This window comes from uncultured Methanobrevibacter sp., assembly GCF_902788255.1.
GTDB lineage: Archaea > Methanobacteriota > Methanobacteria > Methanobacteriales > Methanobacteriaceae > Methanocatella.
In genome coordinates this window covers 80,369-100,697 of sequence record NZ_CADAJR010000001.1, presented here as the reverse complement: position 1 = coordinate 100,697, position 20,329 = coordinate 80,369, and the positions used below count along the sequence as shown (strand labels likewise).

Genomic DNA, 20,329 nt, shown 5'->3' with positions numbered 1-20,329 from the left:
AATTATATAAAATTTGACTTACAATATTATAATTTAATGAAGGCATTAAAGATTTTAACACAAGGTATCGTCCAGGGAGTGGGATTCAGGCCATACGTATACAGGTTGGCAAGTGAACTGGATTTGAAAGGACATGTAAGAAACCTTGGAAATGTGGTGGAAATAATAATTGAAGGGGAAAACACTGAAGAGTTTGTAAAAAGACTTCCTGCGGAATTGCCCCCAATAGCCAAAATAGATTCAATGGAAACCACAGAAACAGAACCTGAAAATTATACTGATTTTGAAATCATCGAAAGTGGAGACACATATTCAGGAGTTAGCGTAATTCCACCCGACATTGCAATATGTGACAAATGCCTGGCGGAAATTAGAGATCCGAATGACAGACGCTACAAGTACGCATTCAATGCATGCACCGACTGCGGACCAAGATTTACAGTGATTGAAAGTGTTCCGTACGACCGTGTTAGGACCTCAATGGAGGATTTCCCACTGTGTGACGACTGTCTTGTCGAATACAAACAGCCTCTTGACAGACGTTATCATGGTGAGGCGATATGCTGCAGCGACTGCGGACCACAAATGAGCATCTACAAGGGTCTGGAAGAAATGGATGTTTCCAATCCGATTAGAAAGGGTGCTGAAATCTTAAAAGAAGGAAAAATTTTGGCAATAAAGGGAATCGGAGGAACACATCTTGTAGTTGATGCATACAATGACGATGCAATAAAGGAACTTAGGAAAAGACTGAACCGTCCGAATCAGGCATTTGCTGTAATGTGCAAGGATCTTGAAAGCCTTAAAAATTATGCACAGTTAACGGAAAGGGAAATCCAAACAATAACCTCCAACAAAAGGCCAATTGTCATCTTAAAGAAGAATGAAGGTTATAATTTCCCTGAAAGCCTCTCACCGGGACTGCACAACATTGGAGTGATGCTTCCATACTCACCAATGCACTACCTGCTGTTTGATGAGGGAGACATTGACACTTACGTAATGACTTCAGCCAATATTCCGGGAGAACCTATGATGATAGAAAACGAGGAAATCATCAATGGAGTCAATGACTATTCACTTGTTCACAACCGTAGGATATTGAATCGCTGCGACGATTCTGTAATCAGATTCAGAAACAATGAACTGTCATTTATCAGGCGTTCACGTGGATACACCCCTGAGCCGTACACAATAAACTATGAGGTAAATGACCTGAACGTGTTGGCATTGGGTCCGGAACTTGATGTGACATTTTCAATAGCAAAAGGAGACAGGGCATATCCTTCACAGCATATAGGAAATACCAACAAGCCCAAAACACTGATGTTTTTGAGAAATGCAATTGAAAACATGGAAAGGATTACAAAAATCAATGAGTTTGACGTGATTGCATGTGACATGCACCCGCATTTCTTTACCACACGCCTGGCCCATGAGCTGGCGGAAAAATACTCTGCAGAAGTGCTTCCGGTTCAGCACCACCATGCACACAGCGTTGCACTTGCAAACGACCATGGAATCGATGAGATGATAAGCATTGCCGCAGATGGTGTGGGTTACGGCAGTGACGGCACAAGCTGGGGAGGAGAAATCCTTTATACAAATATTAATGACTTTGAAAGGATGGGACATCTTGAGCCTCAAATGATGCCCGGCGGAGATATGGCAACAAGGTATCCGGTAAGAATGCTTACAAGCATCCTTAACGATGACGAATTGATTAAGAATTACATTGATTATTTCAAATATGGCGAGATTGAAATCAAAAACATCAAAAAGCAGATTGATGCCGGAATCAATGTCGGCGTTTCCACAAGTACCGGAAGGGTTCTTGATTCAATGGCCGTTGCATTGGAGATATGCCATGAGAGGACATATGAAGGCGAGTGTTCCATGAAGCTTGAGTCATGCGCATATTATTCAACCGAAGAACTGGAAATTCCGGTGATAATAGAAAATGACCAGTTGAACACAACAGAAATCCTTCGAGAAGTTGTAAGGCTATACCAGAACGGCGCGAAAAAGGCGGATGTTGCCGCTGCAGGACAGGCTGCAGTTGCAAAAGGATTGAGCGAACTTGCGATTCGGGCTGCAGATAAGAAAAACATAATGGATATCGGAGCAACCGGAGGAGTCTTCTACAATGAGGCAATAACCGAAACCGTCAAGGATTATGTTAAAAACAACGGATACAACTTCATTCAGCACTTGAATACATGTGCAGGTGACGGGTCAGTTTCCCTTGGCCAGAGCATTGTTGCAAAAAAGATTTAAATTTTGAAACTCCTTTTTAGCAATCTTTTTATTGAATTGAAAATATATTTAACATTATGTTAGAAACAGTGTTTTATTTTCCGTGGGAAGTTAGTCTGATACTATTTATACAAAGCACATTTCCCGATTTAGTAATGGGACTCTTTAAAGTCATAGCTGACGTCATCAACAAAAATGTCCTTGCGTTTATATTCATTTCAGTCTATTTGGTATACAACAAAGATTGGGGTAGATTCACATTGCTTTCACTGGGTGTGGCCGGTGTGTGCTGCGAATTTATCAAGGTGACAGTTGCACGTTTAAGGCCATATGCAGTTGTGGACAAAATCAAGTGCATTCATGCCAATGTTCCAGATCAAAACCCTCTAAACTTAAAAATCCAGGGATATTCACTTCCAAGTGGACACAGCATGATGGCAACCAACTTGTTTTTGGCCATTCCAATATATCTCAAAAAATACTCATATGCCGCTATCGGATTGATTGGAGTTTTCATCGTTGCGCTTTCAAGGGTAGGGCTAGGCGTCCACTTTCCGACAGACACCATAGCAGGTTTCGTCATTGCATTGGTGATAATCTTAATATTATCCCGTATTTATGATGCTATTGAAAACAGAACATATCTCTATTTGGGCATTATCGCACTGTCTTTGGTGGGAATCGTATTCTGTCCAGATATGAGCTATATAAAATATGTGGCACTGATAATAGGAATCTCACTAGGTTTTCTTTTTGAGGAAAAATACGTCAACTTTGAAAATCCTAAAAGCAGACGGGACGCAATTGTAAGATTTGTTGGAGCGCTCGTATTGTTTGCATTGCTTTTTGTACTGATTCCTAAACTTGCAGGAAAAACCGATTTGATGGACTGCATCAAGTATTCCTTATTTACATTCATAATACTTGCAATATATCCGTTAGCTTTTAATAAGATTGACAGGGATGCTTAATAAATCCCTCAATCAACTTTATTTTTTCTGATTATTGATTAAATTCACAAAAAGCATTATAAAAAAAGTAAAAAAAGAGTTTGAAATTAAATTCAAACAATAATTATCTATTTTTCATGGTTCTCTCAAGGATGTATTCAGCTCTATCCAAGAGATTACCGTATAATCTGATTTGATTTTTCAGCTCGTCGATTGCCTCGAGCTGACCGTCATCAATTCTTTTTTCTATGTCCAATAGCTTGGACCATTCATCTCCAGATGGCAGTTGTAAAGTATTGAGTATGTCGTCTGTAAATTGCACATCGAAGTTGTTTCTGTTGATAGTAATGTGGATGTTAACTTCGTTTTGCAAATCATAGTATTTACGTGGGCGACCTCTTAAAATCTTTTTGTAAGAGGAGTTCAAGATACCTATATCTTCCATCGCACGCAAATGTGCAATAATAGCTTTTTGACCAATGTCGAGTTCATTGGAGATTTCACTAACAAACATAGGTTCTTCCCTTAAAAGATTTATAATGTCTCTTCTAGTTTTACAACCCATTACATCAAGGATATCTTCCACATCAATGTCATCCGCAGCGTCATTATAGTTTCCACGAATTTCTATATGACCTGTAGGTTCTGTGACATTTCTGCGAGCATTTTTATTTTTCTCAATGTCGTTTGCATTAGTCATGTTTATAGATTATGTATCGAAACCTTTATATAACTTTTTGTTACTATAATAATGTAAGAGAAAGATAACTTTTGGTTACTTTAATATTTGGTTCAGAAAAACTTGAAGTAATAACTCTTGAATGATGAACCATTTTCCTATATGTCCATAAATTCCCAAAAACCAATGTTAAAGAACTAAAATTAAATCTTCTCGGGTTAGAGTTATTACAAAAGTTTTTCAAAAAACCTAAAAAAGGTGTAACTATGACTGATGAAAATAAAAGTGAAACTGAAGTTGAAACCCAAGATTTAGACGTAAATTTTGAAGAACTTCTCGAAGAAAAAAATCAAGAGATAGAACAGCTTCAAAAAGATCTTGAAAAATCACAAAACGAAACCCAAGAATACATTTCACTATCACAAAGACTTCAAGCGGATTTCGAAAACTTCAAAAAAATAACTGATAAAAGAAACAAGGACCTTGTCAAATTCGCAAACGAAAACGTGATAAAAGAATTCCTTGACTGCTATGAAGACTTCGGCAGAGCTTTAGAAACTGAAAACGATGAAGATTTAAGAAATGGTATTGAATTGATCTACAATAAATTTACTGACGTACTTACAAAAGAAGGAGTAAGTGAAATTCCCGCAAAAGGTGAAAAATTTGACTTGAACAAACATGAAGCACTCATGGTTCAGGAATCCGATGATGTTGAAAACGGATACATCATTGAAGAGCTCATGAAAGGCTACATGTACAAAGACAAAGTTCTTAAATATTCAAAAGTTATAGTTTGTAAAAAATAATGTTTATTAAATAATTCATGAAAAAAATAAGGTGATAATTATGTCTGATACTAAAAAAGAAAAAATTATTGGAATCGATTTAGGTACAAGTAACTCAGCAGCATCAGTGCTTGTAGGAGGAAAACCAACTACAATCCCATCTGCTGAAGGAGCAAGCCAGTACGGTAAATCATTCCCAAGTTATGTTGCATTTACAGAAGACGGTCAAATGTTAGTCGGTGAACCTGCAAGAAGACAAGCAGTAACCAACCCGGAAAATACAATCAGTGCAATCAAAAGAAGCATGGGTACTGATCACAAAGTTACTGTAAACGGAAAACAATACTCTCCACAGGAAATTTCCGCATTCATCCTTCAAAAAATCAAAAAAGATGCAGAATCATTCTTAGGAGAACCAATTGAAAAAGCAGTTATTACCGTACCAGCTTACTTTGACGACAACCAAAGGACCGCAACCAAAGATGCAGGAACCATTGCAGGTCTTGACGTTGTAAGGCTCGTAAACGAACCTACCGCAGCAAGCCTCGCATACGGACTTGACAAAGCTGACGAAGATGACATGAACATTATGGTATACGACTTAGGTGGAGGTACCCTGGACGTAACCATCATGGAATTCGGTGGAGGAGTATTTGAAGTAAGAGCTACCAGTGGGGACACCCAACTCGGTGGTACCGATATGGATAACGTTTTAATCAAATACCTTGCTGATCAATTCAAAGCTCAAGAAGGCGTTGACCTGATGGAAAACGACCAAGCAGTACAAAGGTTAAGAGAAGCTGCAGAAAAAGCTAAAATCGAATTGTCAACAACCACTACAACCGAAGTAAACTTACCTTTCATTGCAATGGGAACTGACGGAACCCCTAAAAACTTAATCGACACAATCACAAGAGCAAAACTTGAAGAACTCGTTGACCACATTGTTGAAAAATCCGGTAAACCAATGCAACAAGCATTAGATGACGCTAAAATGAGCAAATCCGACATTGACAAAATCATCCTTGTCGGAGGACCTACCAGAATGCCAATCGTTCAAAAATATGTTGAAAAATTCATAGGAAAACCAGTTGAACGTGGTATTGACCCAATGGAATGTGTATCCATGGGTGCTGCAATTCAAGGAGGAGTATTGGCTGGTGAAATTAAAGACATCGTTCTTTTAGACGTAACCCCATTATCCTTAGGTATCGAAACCTTAGGTGGAGTATCAACCACCTTAATCGAAAGGAACACTACAATTCCTACCAAGAAAAGCCAAGTGTTCTCCACAGCTGCAGACAACCAGCCTTCAGTAGACATCAACGTACTTCAAGGTGAAAGGAAAATGGCAGCGGACAACACCTCCCTCGGACGTTTCCAATTAGTCGGAATCCCACCTGCACCTAGAGGAGTACCACAAATCGAAGTAACCTTCGATATTGACGCAAACGGTATCATCAATGTAACCGCTAAAGATAAAGGTACCGGCAAAGAACAGGCAATCACAATTACCTCTTCAACCAAACTGTCCGATGAAGAAATCGAACAAAAAATCAAAGAAGCAGAAATGAATGCTGAAGCTGATGCCAAAAGACAGGAAGAAATTGAAATCAGAAACAATGCAGACTCATTAATTTACACTTCAGAAAAAACCTTAGATGAATTAAAAGATCAAGTATCTGAAGATGAAAAAACTAAAGTCGAAGGACTTGTAGCTGAATTAAGAGAACTCATAGCTGGCGATGACGTTGATGCCATTAAAGCTAAGTCTGACGAACTCTCAAACGTAGTTCAAGAAATTGGTGCAAAAATCTACCAACAAGCACAAGCAGAAGCACAAGCTCAACAACAAGCTGGAGCTGACCCTAATGCAGGTGCACAAGACAACAGTGATGATGACACAATAGATGCAGACTATGAAGTAAAAGACGATTAGATTAAATAATACAGTTTTATTGATTGTATGGTTATTTAACAAAATCAGAATCAGAATCAATAAGATAACTAGCAATTACATAAAACTATTATTTTTTCTAACTATTATTTTTTTAAGGTGAACAAATGGCAGACAAGCGAGATTATTATGAAGTTTTAGGCGTTGACAAGAACGCTGATGAAAAAACAATCAAAAAAGCTTATCGTAAATTAGCCAGAAAATACCATCCGGACGTTTGTGATGAACCAGATGCGGAAGATAAGTTTAAAGAAGTAAGTGAAGCTTACGCTGTCTTGTCTGATGATGAAAAACGTCAAAGGTATGATCAGTTCGGTCATGCAGGAATGGATGGATTTACTGCTGAAGACTTCTATCAGAACGTGAACTTCGAGGACATATTCCAAGGATTCGACATCGGAAACATATTCGACATGTTCGGTTTCGGTGGAGGAAGCCGTTCCAGAGGAAGAACCGGACCACAAAGAGGTTCAGACATATATACTGAAGTTCCAATCACCCTTGAAGAGGCATTCAACGGTTGTGAAAAGGAAATCAAAATCACAAGAAGCGAACTTTGTCCTACATGCCACGGTTCAAAGTCAAAACCTGGAAGCGACCCTGAAACATGTACCACATGTGGAGGAACAGGACAAATCAAGGAAGTCAGCAACACTTTCCTAGGCCAAATGGTTAATGTAAGGCCATGTAGGGAATGTGGAGGAACCGGTAAGATAATCACAGACCCTTGTGAAGACTGTCATGGTAAGGGAAGCAAAAGAAAAACAAAAACTATCAAAATCGAAATTCCTGAAGGAGTTGACGAAGGCAACCACTTAAGGGTTTCCGGTGAAGGAAACTGCGGAGAGGCTGCAGGCCTTGAAGGTGATTTGATAGTGACCGTCCATGTCAAAAGGGATAAGAGATTCACCCGTGAAGGTGATCACCTATACTTTGAACAGCAAGTAAGTTTCCCGCAGGCGGCATTGGGTGATGTTTTAAGCATACCAACCATTGAGGGAAAAGAGGTTGAATTTAAGATAACTCCAGGAACACAAAGCGGTACAGTATTCAAATTAAAAGGACAAGGAATGAATTCCGTAAGGCATTCAGGTAGAGGAAACATGTACGTTACCGTTACAGTAGTTGTTCCTAAAAAATTAAGTTCAAAACAGAAAAAGATACTTGAGGAATTCGCTGAAGTCAGCGGAGATGAAATCAAGCATGTTAAAAAAGGACTCTTCGACAGGGTCAAGGATGCAATGTAAATTAGTGTGATGCTAATTTACTTTTACTTATTTTTTTGATTAATTTAATTGATACTTCAAACTATTTTTGAAAAATTATCGGATGGATATTCCATAATTTATCATGACATTTCACCGATGCTGAAATCGAATCTGCATGATGTGGATGAAATTACTGAAATATTATTTTTTAAAATTTAGAGATATTTGGGTTGAAAATTAGTGCTCGAATAATACAAATAACAGTTGATTAAATTATAGTTTACTATGAAAGTTAAGTGAATAAATTAGATTACATGAAATATAATCAATCAATATTTTAAAAATAGTTTTTATGAATTGGGCAATCTATATGAAAAAATAAAAAAAGTAATAGAGATTAAAAATCCCTATTTTTTAACTGTAATTTTAACAGTTTTGGCAACTTTGTTATAGTAAGCGTTTCCAGCGAAAGTAACTTTAGCTTTGTAGGTACCTTTTTTCTTCAAGTTTTTGATTTTGAAGACAGCTTTACCTTTAGCATTGGTAGTTGCTTTGTAGGTTTTACCTTTAACTTTAATGGTTACTTTAACCTTTTTAATTGCTTTACCTTTACTGTCTTTTAAAGTTACAGTGTATTTTTTGGTTTTAACTTTAGCTTTGAATGTTTTCTTAGCAGCGGTTAGTTTGGTTTTCTCTTTAGTAATTTTAACTGTAGCAGTTAAAGTGGATGCAACATAGTTGTCATTGCTGTTGAATTTTACAGTTAATTTTTGAGTTCCAGCTTTCTTTGAAACTAATTTATACTTGATTACACCTAAATCATTAGTTGTAAGAGTTTGAGTCTTACCGTTGAATGTGATAGTAACGGTTTCTTTAGCTAAACCATTTCCACGATCATCTTTTAAGGTTAAAGTGTAAACGTAACCGTTTTTAGTAGCAGTGACTAAAGCATTAACAGTGGTAGGGGCAACAATTTCAGAGACCCTTGGTGCAATGCTGATAAAACCTTTAATTGCTTTAGGTCCATAGGTAGCATTACCATCATATTTAATATCTACCAAATAATCTCCAACAGGCCATTCATCAATTAAAAATGCTGCAACACCTTGATTATTTGTTGTTACATTTAACATGTCTGCTCCATAAGTCAAGACGATTGTTGCGTTTTTAATAGGGTCACCATTTTCATCCACTGCTGTAACATAGAACACATCTCCAGCATCATAAACAGTGAAGAAATCAACAGCAGTTAAAACAGTTTTCAATTCAGGAGTAGAACCTGAAACAGTAACATTGTCACCGATTACAGATTTATCACCAACACCTTTTTTACCCGCTAAATAATTATCTGAAACTGTGACATTTTGACCACTTGCTTTAATTGCATAATCCCCTGTTGTAACAATATTATTGTTTTGAACTGTAAGGTTTCCAGCAAGGTCTGTAATACCTGTTGATTCAAGGTTTACAAAATTCCAATCACCAGTAGGATTAGAACCCACATTAGAACCTGCAGACTTAATAACATTATCCTTAACAAGTCTGTTTACAATAGGAATAGAAACCATTTTTTCAGTAGTATAATCATAATAACTACAATATCCAGCAGCAACACCAATAGTATAATTACCATTCAAATCCATATCATTACCAAGAATAGTTTCATTGAAAGATGAAATACTAACACCAACAGCAAAATAACCAGTAGCACTAATATTGTTGTTTGAATAAACACCAATAAGTCCACCACTTGTCATACCAGAATAAATACCATAAGCAGCTTTATCAGAACTAGTAATAATCTCATTATTATCGACCAAAGTAAGAGAACTACCCTCTAAATTAACACCACAAGCATAATTAGGAGAATTTGCTTTAATAGAGTTGTTAATAATTTTTGAATCACTACCTAAAGCACAAATAGCATAAGAATAAACATCATCACCACAATAAATATCATTACCCTCTAAAGTAACATTCTTACCCGCAAAAGCAATAGCAACAGAAGTAGGATACCCACCATCAGGAATACCACTCACATCAACAAGATTATTAGAAAACTTCAAATTAGAAGTTTGATCATTAAAATGCAAAACACCAATTTGATATCCAGATGAAGGAAGAGTAGCAACAAAAGAATTATCATCCACAACAGCATCCATACAATCAACAAAACTAACTGCTTTATTACCGGATTTATTACCTGTTACAGTTACTCTATTGGATTGGAAAGTTAAATTATCAGCTGCAGTTGCATAAATTGCACATGCGGTATCATCATCTACAACACCATTGAAAACGATTATATTATTTGCTATTTTTACATTTTTAGAATCAGCAATGAAAATGGCATTAGATGCATCATCTGTATTAATTGTAAATGAATTAACCTCAACTTGGTCAGCACTAACAATTAATGAAATATTATTTAAAACGGCATTTTTACTAGTCAATTTGATTTCTTTATTAATAGTAATATAATGCACATTAGGAATATTTGAAAATTCACCTTCAAAAACAAGTTCCTCACTAGATACATCAGATTTTAATGTACCATCATTTTCAAAATAATTGAAAAAAGTATTATTTGTAACAGTAGCACTTGCACCAACAACCTCTGAGGTATCATCAGTTTCAAGAACTTTCTCTTCTTCAATATTAACTGTATCAGTGTCTTCTTCAATAGTTAAAGTATCTTCTTCAAAAGTTATTTCATTATCTATTGTGTTTAAAACAGTACCATCATCGGCTGCAAATGTTGTACTTAAAGACAACAAAACAACACAAATTAAGAGTAATGAAATTAATAAACTCTTTGTTCTAATATTTACACCTCTTTTTGAAATTTTTAATAAGATTATAGCCTAAAAAATATGAAATTAAAATAATTACTGACTATAATTAAAGATATATAGATTAAACATATTTAAAAGTTATTAAATAAAAATTGAAAAAAAAGTAAAATAAAGATTAAAAATCTTCATTTTTTAATTTTAATAGTATTTTTAATAGTACACCCTGCAAAGGTGGACATTATAGTAAATTTACCTACATTTAATTTTTTTAAATATACCGTTGCTAAACCCTTATTATTGGTTTTTACAATATATTTTTTGCCTTTAATTTTAAAAGTCACTTTTTTCTTTTTAACTGCTTTTCCATTTTTGTTAACTACTTTAACAGAGAATTTAATTTTTTTTGCTTTTTTCTTAACAATATTTTTTGCAATTAATGTTGGCTTAAATATAAGTTTATTTGAAACTTTATCTCCATTAAATTCTGATGTGATCGTATAAGAACCAGATTTTAGTTTAAAAGATTGTATTGCATAACCATTTTTATCGGTTTTAACATTGTATGTTTTACCATTTATTTTAATAGATACTACATTACCACCACAATATCTGCCATCAGGTCCTTTAACACGAACTTTATATTTTATTACATTACCATAATAAACACTTTGATCTTTATTCTCAAATAAAGAAGGCAACACGTTTATTTTAGCACTATTTTTAGAATCATAATATTGTTCATCCCCATAAAATAAAATAGTAACAACATAACTTCCTTTAGATAAAATTGGCAATATTATCGCACCATTTGAATCAGTAATCCTCTCATAAGCAGCATTACCAATTTTAATTATCACCTGTTTATTTATTAAAACATTACCTTTTTCATCTTTTAAAGTTGCTACAATACCATTAGGTTGAACATTTGTATTAAACAGAAGATTAGTGTTAATCAGCCAAAATGCAGATAAATCAGCGCGAGCAGAAGTTGATTGGAAATAATTAGGATTATCAATTTTTGCAATTACACTAGGATTATCTCCATAGATTTTAGGTATTTTTCCATTGAAAATTGCAAAACCATTGCTATCAGTAATTGCATAACCAACATAGTCTTCATAGCCATCATCATCCACATAGAATTCAACTTTAATTTTAGAAACTCCATTACCTAAAATATTTTTAACAGTAGCATTAAATAGGGTAGTTCTAGCAATAGCTCCAGAAACATTATCAAGAGACAATTTTAATACACCATTATCAATGTTAACTTCACATTCAAATTCGGTCAATTTATAATTTTTCTGATACACTTTTGCATAAAACAAATAGGATGCGGGAGAGTGATATTTAAATCCATTAAAATCATAATTGAATGATGCCTTACCATTTGAAATAACAGTTGAATTTATTATTTCTTTAAAATCATCTAAAAATTCAATTTTAGCACCATTCAATCCAACATCATCAGTAATGAATATAAATGTTCCATTCTCAAAATATTTTATGTTGACATTTTGAAGTTTACCTGACACTAAATACTTATAATTTTCTAAAACATTATTCCCCATACTATTATTTACCGCATCATCACCGATGCCCAATTCTGAGTCCAGATAATTATTTTGAATAATGTTATTCTGAGCATCTTCATCTAAAATTATGGCAAAACCTTTTTTGGAAGTAATGTTATTATTTTTAATTATGTTGCATGAGGAGTTTACTTTAAGATATATTCCTGCATTTCCAGCAGGAATTGAATCAAAGTTATTGAAAATAATTTCCTCATCACTGACATCAGATTGAATAATATTATCATATAAATCATTATTTTTTGAATTTGAAAGTAACATACCATAACTTTTCTTAGCAAAAATATTGAACTCATTTTTTAAGATAGTATTATTACTTGAATCGAAAATCTCTATTCCATAAATGATATCTGAATTTAATGTGAATATATTGTTTTCAATATTAGTCTTTTGAGACATTTCCAAATTAATTCCATAATTTACACAATTTGATTTTGCATAAACAATATTTGAACTAATTACTGTGTCAAAAGAATTTCGACCAATAACAAATCCTTCAACAAAATAAGTTCCTTCAAGATTTATATTATTATTAATAAATTGATTATTTGAAGCTCCTTGACCTTCTGGAGCATCATTACTAGATTTATGACCTAATACTCCCATTCCATAAATATAATTATCATTAGATTTTACATGAATCTCATTATTAGAAAATACATTATTGTGACTATTGTAATATAGATCAATACCTATGACGGAATTTGTGGATTCTACGGTTTCTATTGTTTCATTCAATTTAGATGTTGCATCAATTTTATTTCCTGAAACCAAATTACCGGAGGCATACAACATTAAAATTCCATAAGTTCTATAAACTTCTGCTGGAACAACATGATTTCCATTAAAAGTGTCACCATCTAGACATTGTTCGTTTCCATCTAGACAACTTTCATCACCGTCAATACATGCATCCATTCCAGTATTAATATAAATATTTCCAGTTCCATTTGTTTTAATGGTATTATTAATAAATTTACAATCATCAACAGAATAAGCAAGTAACGTATATGTCAAATAGTTACCAGAAGAGAATAATGTATTGTTAATTACATCAACATCAGTTGACTCAACAACATAAATTGCATATGCCGCATTGGGATCAAAAACTTGAATATCACAGTTTAAAATGGTTGCACCCCTTACTTTATAAACAAGTAAACCCCATGCATTTAATTTACTTGCCTTATTATTTCTGATAACTAAATTTTCAACCCATACCCCATCACTATAGATTTTAAATGTTGTATTTATAAATATTGCATTCCTTCCAACAATCTTAACAGCATTATTAATTATAATATTAAGTTTATTAGTAAATTCCCCTTCAAAAATTAATATATCTCCTTTAGAAATGTCAGCTTTCAAAACTCCATTCTTTTCAAAATAATTATCATAATTTGAAGGATTTACAACATAAGTTTGTCCTTTAAAACTATAACTTGGTTTAGAAGAGTCAAAAACCCCTTGAGGAGTTGCAATTTCGCCATATCCTTTAGGAACATAATTATTTTCAATTTCATTTTCTGTGGATTTATCTACATCCCGGGCATCAATAGAAAATATTTTAGGAACTGTTGTAGAATTACCTGCATAGATAGTATTAAAAGTAATGGTAATATTACCGGGCATTCTTTTAGAGCTTATTTTTTGTATTAAAATACCTACACCAGATTTACTAACTATTGTATTTTCCGTGAAAGTTAAGTTAAATGAATGAGTATTTACTAAAATCCCGGGTCCTGCTACTGTAGAAATAGTATTATTCTTAACTACAATATTTGATCCTAATGGAGTTATTCCAACACCTTCCCTATAAACAATTTGGATATAATTATTTTCAATAACAGAACCATCTAATGCAGAAATTCCTGCACCAGATGCTTGAACTTTACAATTAATAATATAATTATTTTTTATAATAGAATTAGTAGAACCTACAATTGCAGTTTCCCCAGCTATTTCATCATTGGGATTATTAAAATCCGCTCCAGTTAGATTAATAATTTGATTATTAATAATTATATTACCAAAACCTGCTGATGAAATACCTCTATATGCCCCTATTATTTTATTAGATTTAATAATATTATTTGCACCCATAGTCTGAATACCATAACTCCAAGATGTTGGTAACACATCATATTTAATGGTATTATTATATATTAAATTAAAATTTGATACTCCTCCTTTTAAAGGACCTCCAGGATAATTTGATAAATAAATTCCATTTGCATCCCAACAGAATATTTGATTATTTGCAATATAATTATTATGAGACCCTGAAATAATTACTGGAGATGTAGAACGAGTTCCATGCCCATAAGTTATGCCAGATTCTTTTAGAATATTATTAGTAACATTATTATAATTTGCACCATTACCCAAACATATTGTATATGCAGCTTGGGCATGATTGCTTATAAAACAATCATGTATGACACAATTTGATGCACTATTTAAAAAAATACCATAATGATAATCGATTTTGTTTGCAATATTCAAATTTGAAACATTACTTCCGGATGCCCCTCCATAAAAAGTAAAGACACAATTTTCTAACTTGTTATTGGTTAGACCAACAATATTTACAGGAGTTCTAAATGTAAAATTCTTTTTAGAAAAATCTCCTTCGATACTGATTGTATCCCCACTTTTAACAGCAGAGGTAGCTTCTCCACCCTCATTAAAATAAGTATTATAATTCTCCGAATTAACAGTATACCTGTTATCAGAAGAACTTTGCAAATCATTTACTTCTTCAGAAGCAACAATTTCTGAATCAATAGCTTCATCACTATTAACGGTCCCATTGACATCATCAAATGCACTTACTGCACCTATTGAGAGGACCAATAGCAATAAGACTAATAAAATATTAATTTTTTTAATCATTATATACCTCATTCACATTAAATTCAATTATCGATTATTTAACTAAAATTGAAAAATAATCTAATATATTATTATTTATGAAAATAAAGCATATTTAAAAATTTCTAAAAAATTAAAAAAAGTAAAAAATAGATGATTAAATTAATAATCATCATAATCTTCTTCATCGTTTCTCACATATCCAACAAGGAATATTACAATCAGGATGATTACTGCAATCACAACAAATATAGGCATGTTGGATTCTGCTGAACTTGCAGATTTTGCAGCTGAACTGTCAGATAACTCAAATGCTTTGGCACCAGAGTCTCCAGCACCACTGGAACCTGATGAAGATGAACTTTGTGCATCACTTGAGGATTTTGCGTCCCCACTTTCACCAGGCTGTGATCCGACTGCTGTGTTTCCACCATCTGAACTGCTGGATTTGGCATCTGATGTTCCATTAGCCAATTGCTGTGCATTTGAACTGTCATCACCCGCATTTGCAGAACCGTCACTTGAACCACCTTGCGGTGAGTCATAACCTTGGTCTTCAGGTTGCATTTGATATAACGGGTCAGTGTTTGTTGCCTGTGCCAGGATTTCAGCGAATTTCTGTTTTTCCGCAGGAGTCAATGAGCTCATCTGTATGATTTTTGCATTGAACGCAAGGTTCTTACATGTATGGTGACAACATGCTACACCATATTTAGTAGCCTGCCTCATATACTCATTAATTAACTCCTTGACAGTGCTTGCATCACCGTCCCAAGTTCCCTGATCAGCCAAGTAAACCATCCACAGAAGTGATGTCTGATAACCGAATGAACTTGTTGCGCCATCAATATATCCGCTCATACCAAGGAGTTCACCGGATAATTGATTACCCATTTCCTTGCCGAGTTTAGTGTCAGCAACAGTTAAACCTCCAAACATATTCTGGTATCTTGCAGCATATGCGTTCATACCGGATCCACCACCTGTAATGAGTGGTATGTAATATTTAGGGTTTAAGAGCATAGTCCTAATTTCGTAATCAATCTCTTCCTGATAGGTTCTTGAAACATACTTGTTCTTGTTCCTGATATCAACAAATGCAGTGTCAGGTCTTTCCAAACCGGATTTTCCTCTTAAAATGCTTGCAGCATTATATAATCCTCCAAACCAGTCATAGTAATCATCTGAATCGAATAATCTCCAGGTACTGTCGAAGTTTTGAGTAATCAAGTCAGTCTTACCAAGCAAGTATTTGAAGTTTTCCTTCTGATTGCTGATTACAATATTTCCCTTATCATCAACGGACCATGCGTATGATACTCTTGACAGGTAAATGTCCATTGCAAGTTCATTTAAAGTTTCAATATTCCAATCAGCAGTGTTAGGTATGAGAGTTGACATACCGGTTCCCTCAAGCACATTGCCCGGAAGACCGAACAACCTGTCAAGTGAAGGATTTTCCTTGAAGTGCTTTATGACATAATTGTTGGTTTCGTTCTCACCTTGCGCATAAGCCGCAAGTCTTGTAGCTGTAACCATCCAGGTAATCCAATCCTTGTTACTGGTAACGATACTTGCATAAACGTCGATTCTTGGCCTGTTTATGACTGTACCATTTGACAATTTGACTTTCAAATCCTCTAATGGCAACATTTCAACACCAACAACCTTACCGTTATCCTGCCATACAGGTTTACAACCGAGGAAGTACAGGAACTCTGCAACACCAATTCCTTCAGTTCTTGAAATCTCTGTACCCCATAGGATCAATGAAGTCAATTCAGGCCATTTGCCATGCTTCTCATAATAGTTAGCAAGAAGCAAATCCACGATTTTAACAGCTGACTCATAAGCTGAATGAGAAGGCATTCTTGTAGGGTCTGCCGCATAACCGTCATAACCTGTAGGTATTGAATCACCGTAGGAAGGGTCTGCGAATAGTCCTGCTTTAACGTATCCCCCTTCAAGTGCTGTCAGGATAGCGTTCCATTCATTATTGTTTTGAATGTTTACAATAACCTGTGACGCATAACGTGTGGAATTGTAGAGTGCTGAATTTGCAGTTATATTATATTTTACTGCCAAATCATCCAGGGATGAGCCATTGACCATATCAGTTATGATCTGCCTTAGGAACTGCTTGACGACACTTGCCTGAACCAGATATTCAAGGTTGTTGTTAACATCATCAAAGAAGTTTTTACCTTTCAAGGCAGGATATAATTTTTCCATAATCTGATTGTAGATTTTGGTCTGTGAAGTTGTGATTGTAATCACTTCTTCCACAAGCTCCTCACCGGATAGGATTTTACCCAGAGTATGTAATCCGTATGTGATGAAATCATCTTCCATATCCTCAAGGTATAAGTGCAAGTGATCCAACCAGTCCTGGAAGGTTTCATTCTTTTCATCGAATGCCCTGAAACCTAAAGTAGGTGCCAGTTTGATGATTTTTTTCTTATACTCTTCCGCATTGGATGACACATTGAGTTTCACCTGATCCTTATAATAGTTAATGTAATTATTCAAGTCAGTGTAATTACCATATAAACCTGAAGTAACCATTGCAGGAGTCATGTGAGTTAAAAGCAATGCAGCAATCCTATCACGTGCAACCATAGCTTCCCCAGGGTTTGAAACAATATATGGATATAATGTTGGGTTTAATGTTAACTCAAAAGTCCAGTCACCATCCATTGAACCGAGGTTGGTACCAGGCAGCCATTCAAGTGTTCCGTGAGTACCCATGTTGACTATTGCATTGACCTTAGCAGTCTTGTCCAACCATTTGTAGAATGATACGTAGTATTGTGTTGGAGGCAATGTCAAATCGTGGTAATTCTCGACGGTTTTCAATTCCTCCCAACCTCTACTTGGCTGGAATGTTATGAATACCTTACCGAACCATATTCCCGGTACAACCATGTACTGTTCATCGGTTCCATTGTAAACCATTGACGGACCAAGACCTGCACCCCAGTAATCGGTCATATTCTTGATTAGATTCATTGGAATGTCCTTAACCAGATTACGGAAATCACGGGTGGATATCAATTGATGATGCTTAACCAGTTCATCATAGTTTTCCTCAACATACTGTTTCAATAAACCGTATGCCCATGATCCCTTATTACCCATTTTGAAGATTATTTCCTCCAATTCTTTTGGAGTGTACATTTTCCTGATGTCTCCGCCGGTATCATAGCCCTGCTCATATAATTTTACAATCAAATCATAAGTGGACTGGGTCACATTCAAATATGACGCACCTATTTCGGCTTTCCCAGGTGGATAATTATACAATACGATAGCAATTGTTTTATCAGAATTGCCCAAATCCTTCAAGTCTGCCCATCCGCAGCTTAGCTTAACCATCTTATCAACACCCGCTTGGATAACTTTAGTCTTACCCTCACCATCAACATAAGATAGTATGACCGGACCGTAAACTCCCTCGAAACTTGGGAAGGTCACTGCATATGTCCATTCAACTTGTGGACCTAAATCTGAATTGTAACTGTACTCTGATATTTCATTAACCCCTTTAAGAACTGCCAAATCAATATCGGACAAGTCAGGTTCTGCTGAACCGTTAGCATAACTTAAAGACCAACTATATAATGAGGTTATTGTTGAAATACCAATTTTTGAGGAATTGGTAATGCGGTTCAATATAGAAGACATTGACGGAGTGGTACTGGTTTTAAATACGTTGAATGCCAGTCTGCCACTTTTTGCATAACTTCTAATCAAAGAATCCACAACGTCCCCACCACAATAGTAAGAAGCGATAGCTATGAGTTTCTTATCCGGATTGAATTTTGATTTTAATTTGTCCTCGAATTTATTGAATAGTACTTTAGGGTTTAAAGTGTGTTCCACCCATTGTTCATATTCATATTTCATCCAGTTAAGACTTCCATCCTGGGTTTTACTGTAACCAGGGTTTTTTGTAATCCATTCATGAATCAAATCTGATTCCGGTAAGAGTGTTACCATTCCAACATCAGGATGGTAGAAACCACATTCAGGACTCATTAACGGAATACCATCAGAAGTCAATGTTGGATTGGAATATTTATTTGGTTCAATTAGGTAACGAACATAATTAAAGTAATTTTTCATGTTGGTTTGTAAAACATTAGAATCTTTAATATCTTCAGCTTGGAAGTATGATCCGATGTAGGTGTTTTCAATAGTGTCATAATGGTTGTTTGACTGGTTTGCACCAACAATATGTAAATCGGTTGCATTTAAAATTTCCTGAGTGTAAGTACCGAAAGTATAAGCCACATTATAATTTTTATTTGCCGGAGATTGTGCCAGCAATTGTTTTAAATATGAAGATGTGAACTTGTTATAACCTGAGTTTTCAGCAAACATGTCGATATGGATGAATTTTGCATATTGTGCCAACCATGCCCTTGATTCATCAAAGTTGGTTGTACTGATGTATCCGATACGTTTTGACATGTTCATCAATAGGTCAACTTTTTCATTATGTGATGCATAATCCACCAATAATAATATATCAGGCACAAACATCACATCCTTAATATCAAGAGTTGCACCAGTTTTACCTGTAAAGTCCAAATCCTTCAGATAAATAGGATTGTATGTTGAGTAAGTGAACTCCAAATTATATTTTGAAGAATCAAGACCGGTGAATTTAGCAATACCATTTTGATTGGTAGTTTGAGTTGATACCAGCTTATTTGAATCATATAATTTAACGGTTGCACCTTTAAGTGCAAAACCGTCCTCATTCCAGGTTTTGCCAATTTCGTCATAAGAATCATAAACGTGAACATTAATTACATTACTCCCTGCTTCAAGGGTTCCCTCATCTGATTGAGAAGATGTAACATCCGTAACTTCCTGTCCCAACGTTATTTCTTCTAACTCACCCGAATCACTCACCACATCAGATATTGTTTCATTTTCCCCTGCACTAACTGCAGTTACAGAGAATAGAAGCAATATTGAAAGAATTAATGCGAATACTAAGTTTTTATTAACCATTTTTGTCTTTTCACCTCCTTTATGCCGAGTTTATAACAAAATAGCAAAATTGAAATTTTACTATATGTTTAAATTTGATTTGAAAACATATAAAATTTACTAAACAAAAGCAATATTACAATTTAATAAAATAAACTAAACACAAATAAGATACATTTATATACTTAAATATCCAAATAAAATTTACCAATAATTAAGAGGTGATAGT

Annotated in this window: 9 protein-coding genes; 5 read left to right on the top strand and 4 right to left on the bottom strand. The window is 34.7% G+C overall.

The window, feature by feature from the left end; translation table 11 throughout:
- The first annotated feature begins 36 nt into the window (after window positions 1-36).
- Both hypF and QZV03_RS00505 read left to right on the top strand, forming a co-directional pair.
- Window positions 37-2,277 (top strand): carbamoyltransferase HypF, encoded by a 2,241-nt coding sequence (gene hypF, locus QZV03_RS00510; RefSeq protein ID WP_296873760.1) that lies wholly within the window; start codon window positions 37-39, stop codon window positions 2,275-2,277.
- 56 nt (window positions 2,278-2,333) lie between these two features.
- On the top strand, window positions 2,334-3,227 hold the full coding sequence (locus tag QZV03_RS00505; protein WP_296873759.1) for a phosphatase PAP2 family protein: 894 nt from the start codon (window positions 2,334-2,336) through the stop codon (window positions 3,225-3,227).
- Between the two features lie 103 nt (window positions 3,228-3,330).
- On the opposite strand, the gene QZV03_RS00500 is transcribed toward QZV03_RS00505, so the two are convergent.
- Window positions 3,331-3,906: an ArsR family transcriptional regulator gene (locus QZV03_RS00500; protein ID WP_296873758.1), complete on the bottom strand. Its 576-nt coding sequence runs from the start codon at window positions 3,904-3,906 to the stop codon at window positions 3,331-3,333.
- 245 nt (window positions 3,907-4,151) lie between these two features.
- Between QZV03_RS00500 and QZV03_RS00495 the strand changes: the two genes are divergently transcribed.
- The 3 genes from QZV03_RS00495 (at window position 4,152) to dnaJ (ending at window position 7,877) form a co-directional block, all read left to right on the top strand.
- On the top strand, window positions 4,152-4,694 hold the full coding sequence (locus QZV03_RS00495; RefSeq protein ID WP_296873757.1) for a nucleotide exchange factor GrpE: 543 nt from the start codon (window positions 4,152-4,154) through the stop codon (window positions 4,692-4,694).
- 40 nt (window positions 4,695-4,734) lie between these two features.
- Window positions 4,735-6,612 (top strand): molecular chaperone DnaK, encoded by a 1,878-nt coding sequence (gene dnaK / locus QZV03_RS00490; protein WP_296873756.1) that lies wholly within the window; start codon window positions 4,735-4,737, stop codon window positions 6,610-6,612.
- Between the two features lie 125 nt (window positions 6,613-6,737).
- On the top strand, window positions 6,738-7,877 hold the full coding sequence (gene dnaJ, locus QZV03_RS00485; protein ID WP_296873755.1) for a molecular chaperone DnaJ: 1,140 nt from the start codon (window positions 6,738-6,740) through the stop codon (window positions 7,875-7,877).
- A gap of 368 nt (window positions 7,878-8,245) precedes the next feature.
- On the opposite strand, the gene QZV03_RS00480 is transcribed toward dnaJ, so the two are convergent.
- The 3 genes from QZV03_RS00480 to QZV03_RS00470 form a co-directional block, all read right to left on the bottom strand.
- Window positions 8,246-10,612: a right-handed parallel beta-helix repeat-containing protein gene (locus QZV03_RS00480; RefSeq protein ID WP_296873754.1), complete on the bottom strand. Its 2,367-nt coding sequence runs from the start codon at window positions 10,610-10,612 to the stop codon at window positions 8,246-8,248.
- 206 nt (window positions 10,613-10,818) lie between these two features.
- Window positions 10,819-15,120 carry a right-handed parallel beta-helix repeat-containing protein gene (locus tag QZV03_RS00475; protein ID WP_296873753.1) on the bottom strand — a complete coding sequence of 1,434 codons (4,302 nt, stop codon included), beginning with the start codon at window positions 15,118-15,120 and terminating at the stop codon, window positions 10,819-10,821.
- 141 nt (window positions 15,121-15,261) lie between these two features.
- On the bottom strand, window positions 15,262-20,121 hold the full coding sequence (locus tag QZV03_RS00470; protein ID WP_296873752.1) for a cobaltochelatase subunit CobN: 4,860 nt from the start codon (window positions 20,119-20,121) through the stop codon (window positions 15,262-15,264).
- Window positions 20,122-20,329 lie beyond the last annotated feature (208 nt).

Excerpts from the sequence above, each read along its gene's own strand:
- QZV03_RS00470 (WP_296873752.1), bottom strand. The coding sequence starts at position 20,121 with ATGGTTAATAAAAACTTAGTATTCGCATTAATTCTTTCAATATTGCTT.
- QZV03_RS00505 (WP_296873759.1), top strand. The coding sequence starts at position 2,334 with ATGTTAGAAACAGTGTTTTATTTTCCGTGGGAAGTTAGTCTGATACTA.
- QZV03_RS00495 (WP_296873757.1), top strand. The coding sequence starts at position 4,152 with ATGACTGATGAAAATAAAAGTGAAACTGAAGTTGAAACCCAAGATTTA.
- QZV03_RS00475 (WP_296873753.1), bottom strand. The coding sequence starts at position 15,120 with ATGATTAAAAAAATTAATATTTTATTAGTCTTATTGCTATTGGTCCTC.
- dnaK (WP_296873756.1), top strand. The coding sequence starts at position 4,735 with ATGTCTGATACTAAAAAAGAAAAAATTATTGGAATCGATTTAGGTACA.
- hypF (WP_296873760.1), top strand. The coding sequence starts at position 37 with ATGAAGGCATTAAAGATTTTAACACAAGGTATCGTCCAGGGAGTGGGA.
- QZV03_RS00500 (WP_296873758.1), bottom strand. The coding sequence starts at position 3,906 with ATGACTAATGCAAACGACATTGAGAAAAATAAAAATGCTCGCAGAAAT.
- dnaJ (WP_296873755.1), top strand. The coding sequence starts at position 6,738 with ATGGCAGACAAGCGAGATTATTATGAAGTTTTAGGCGTTGACAAGAAC.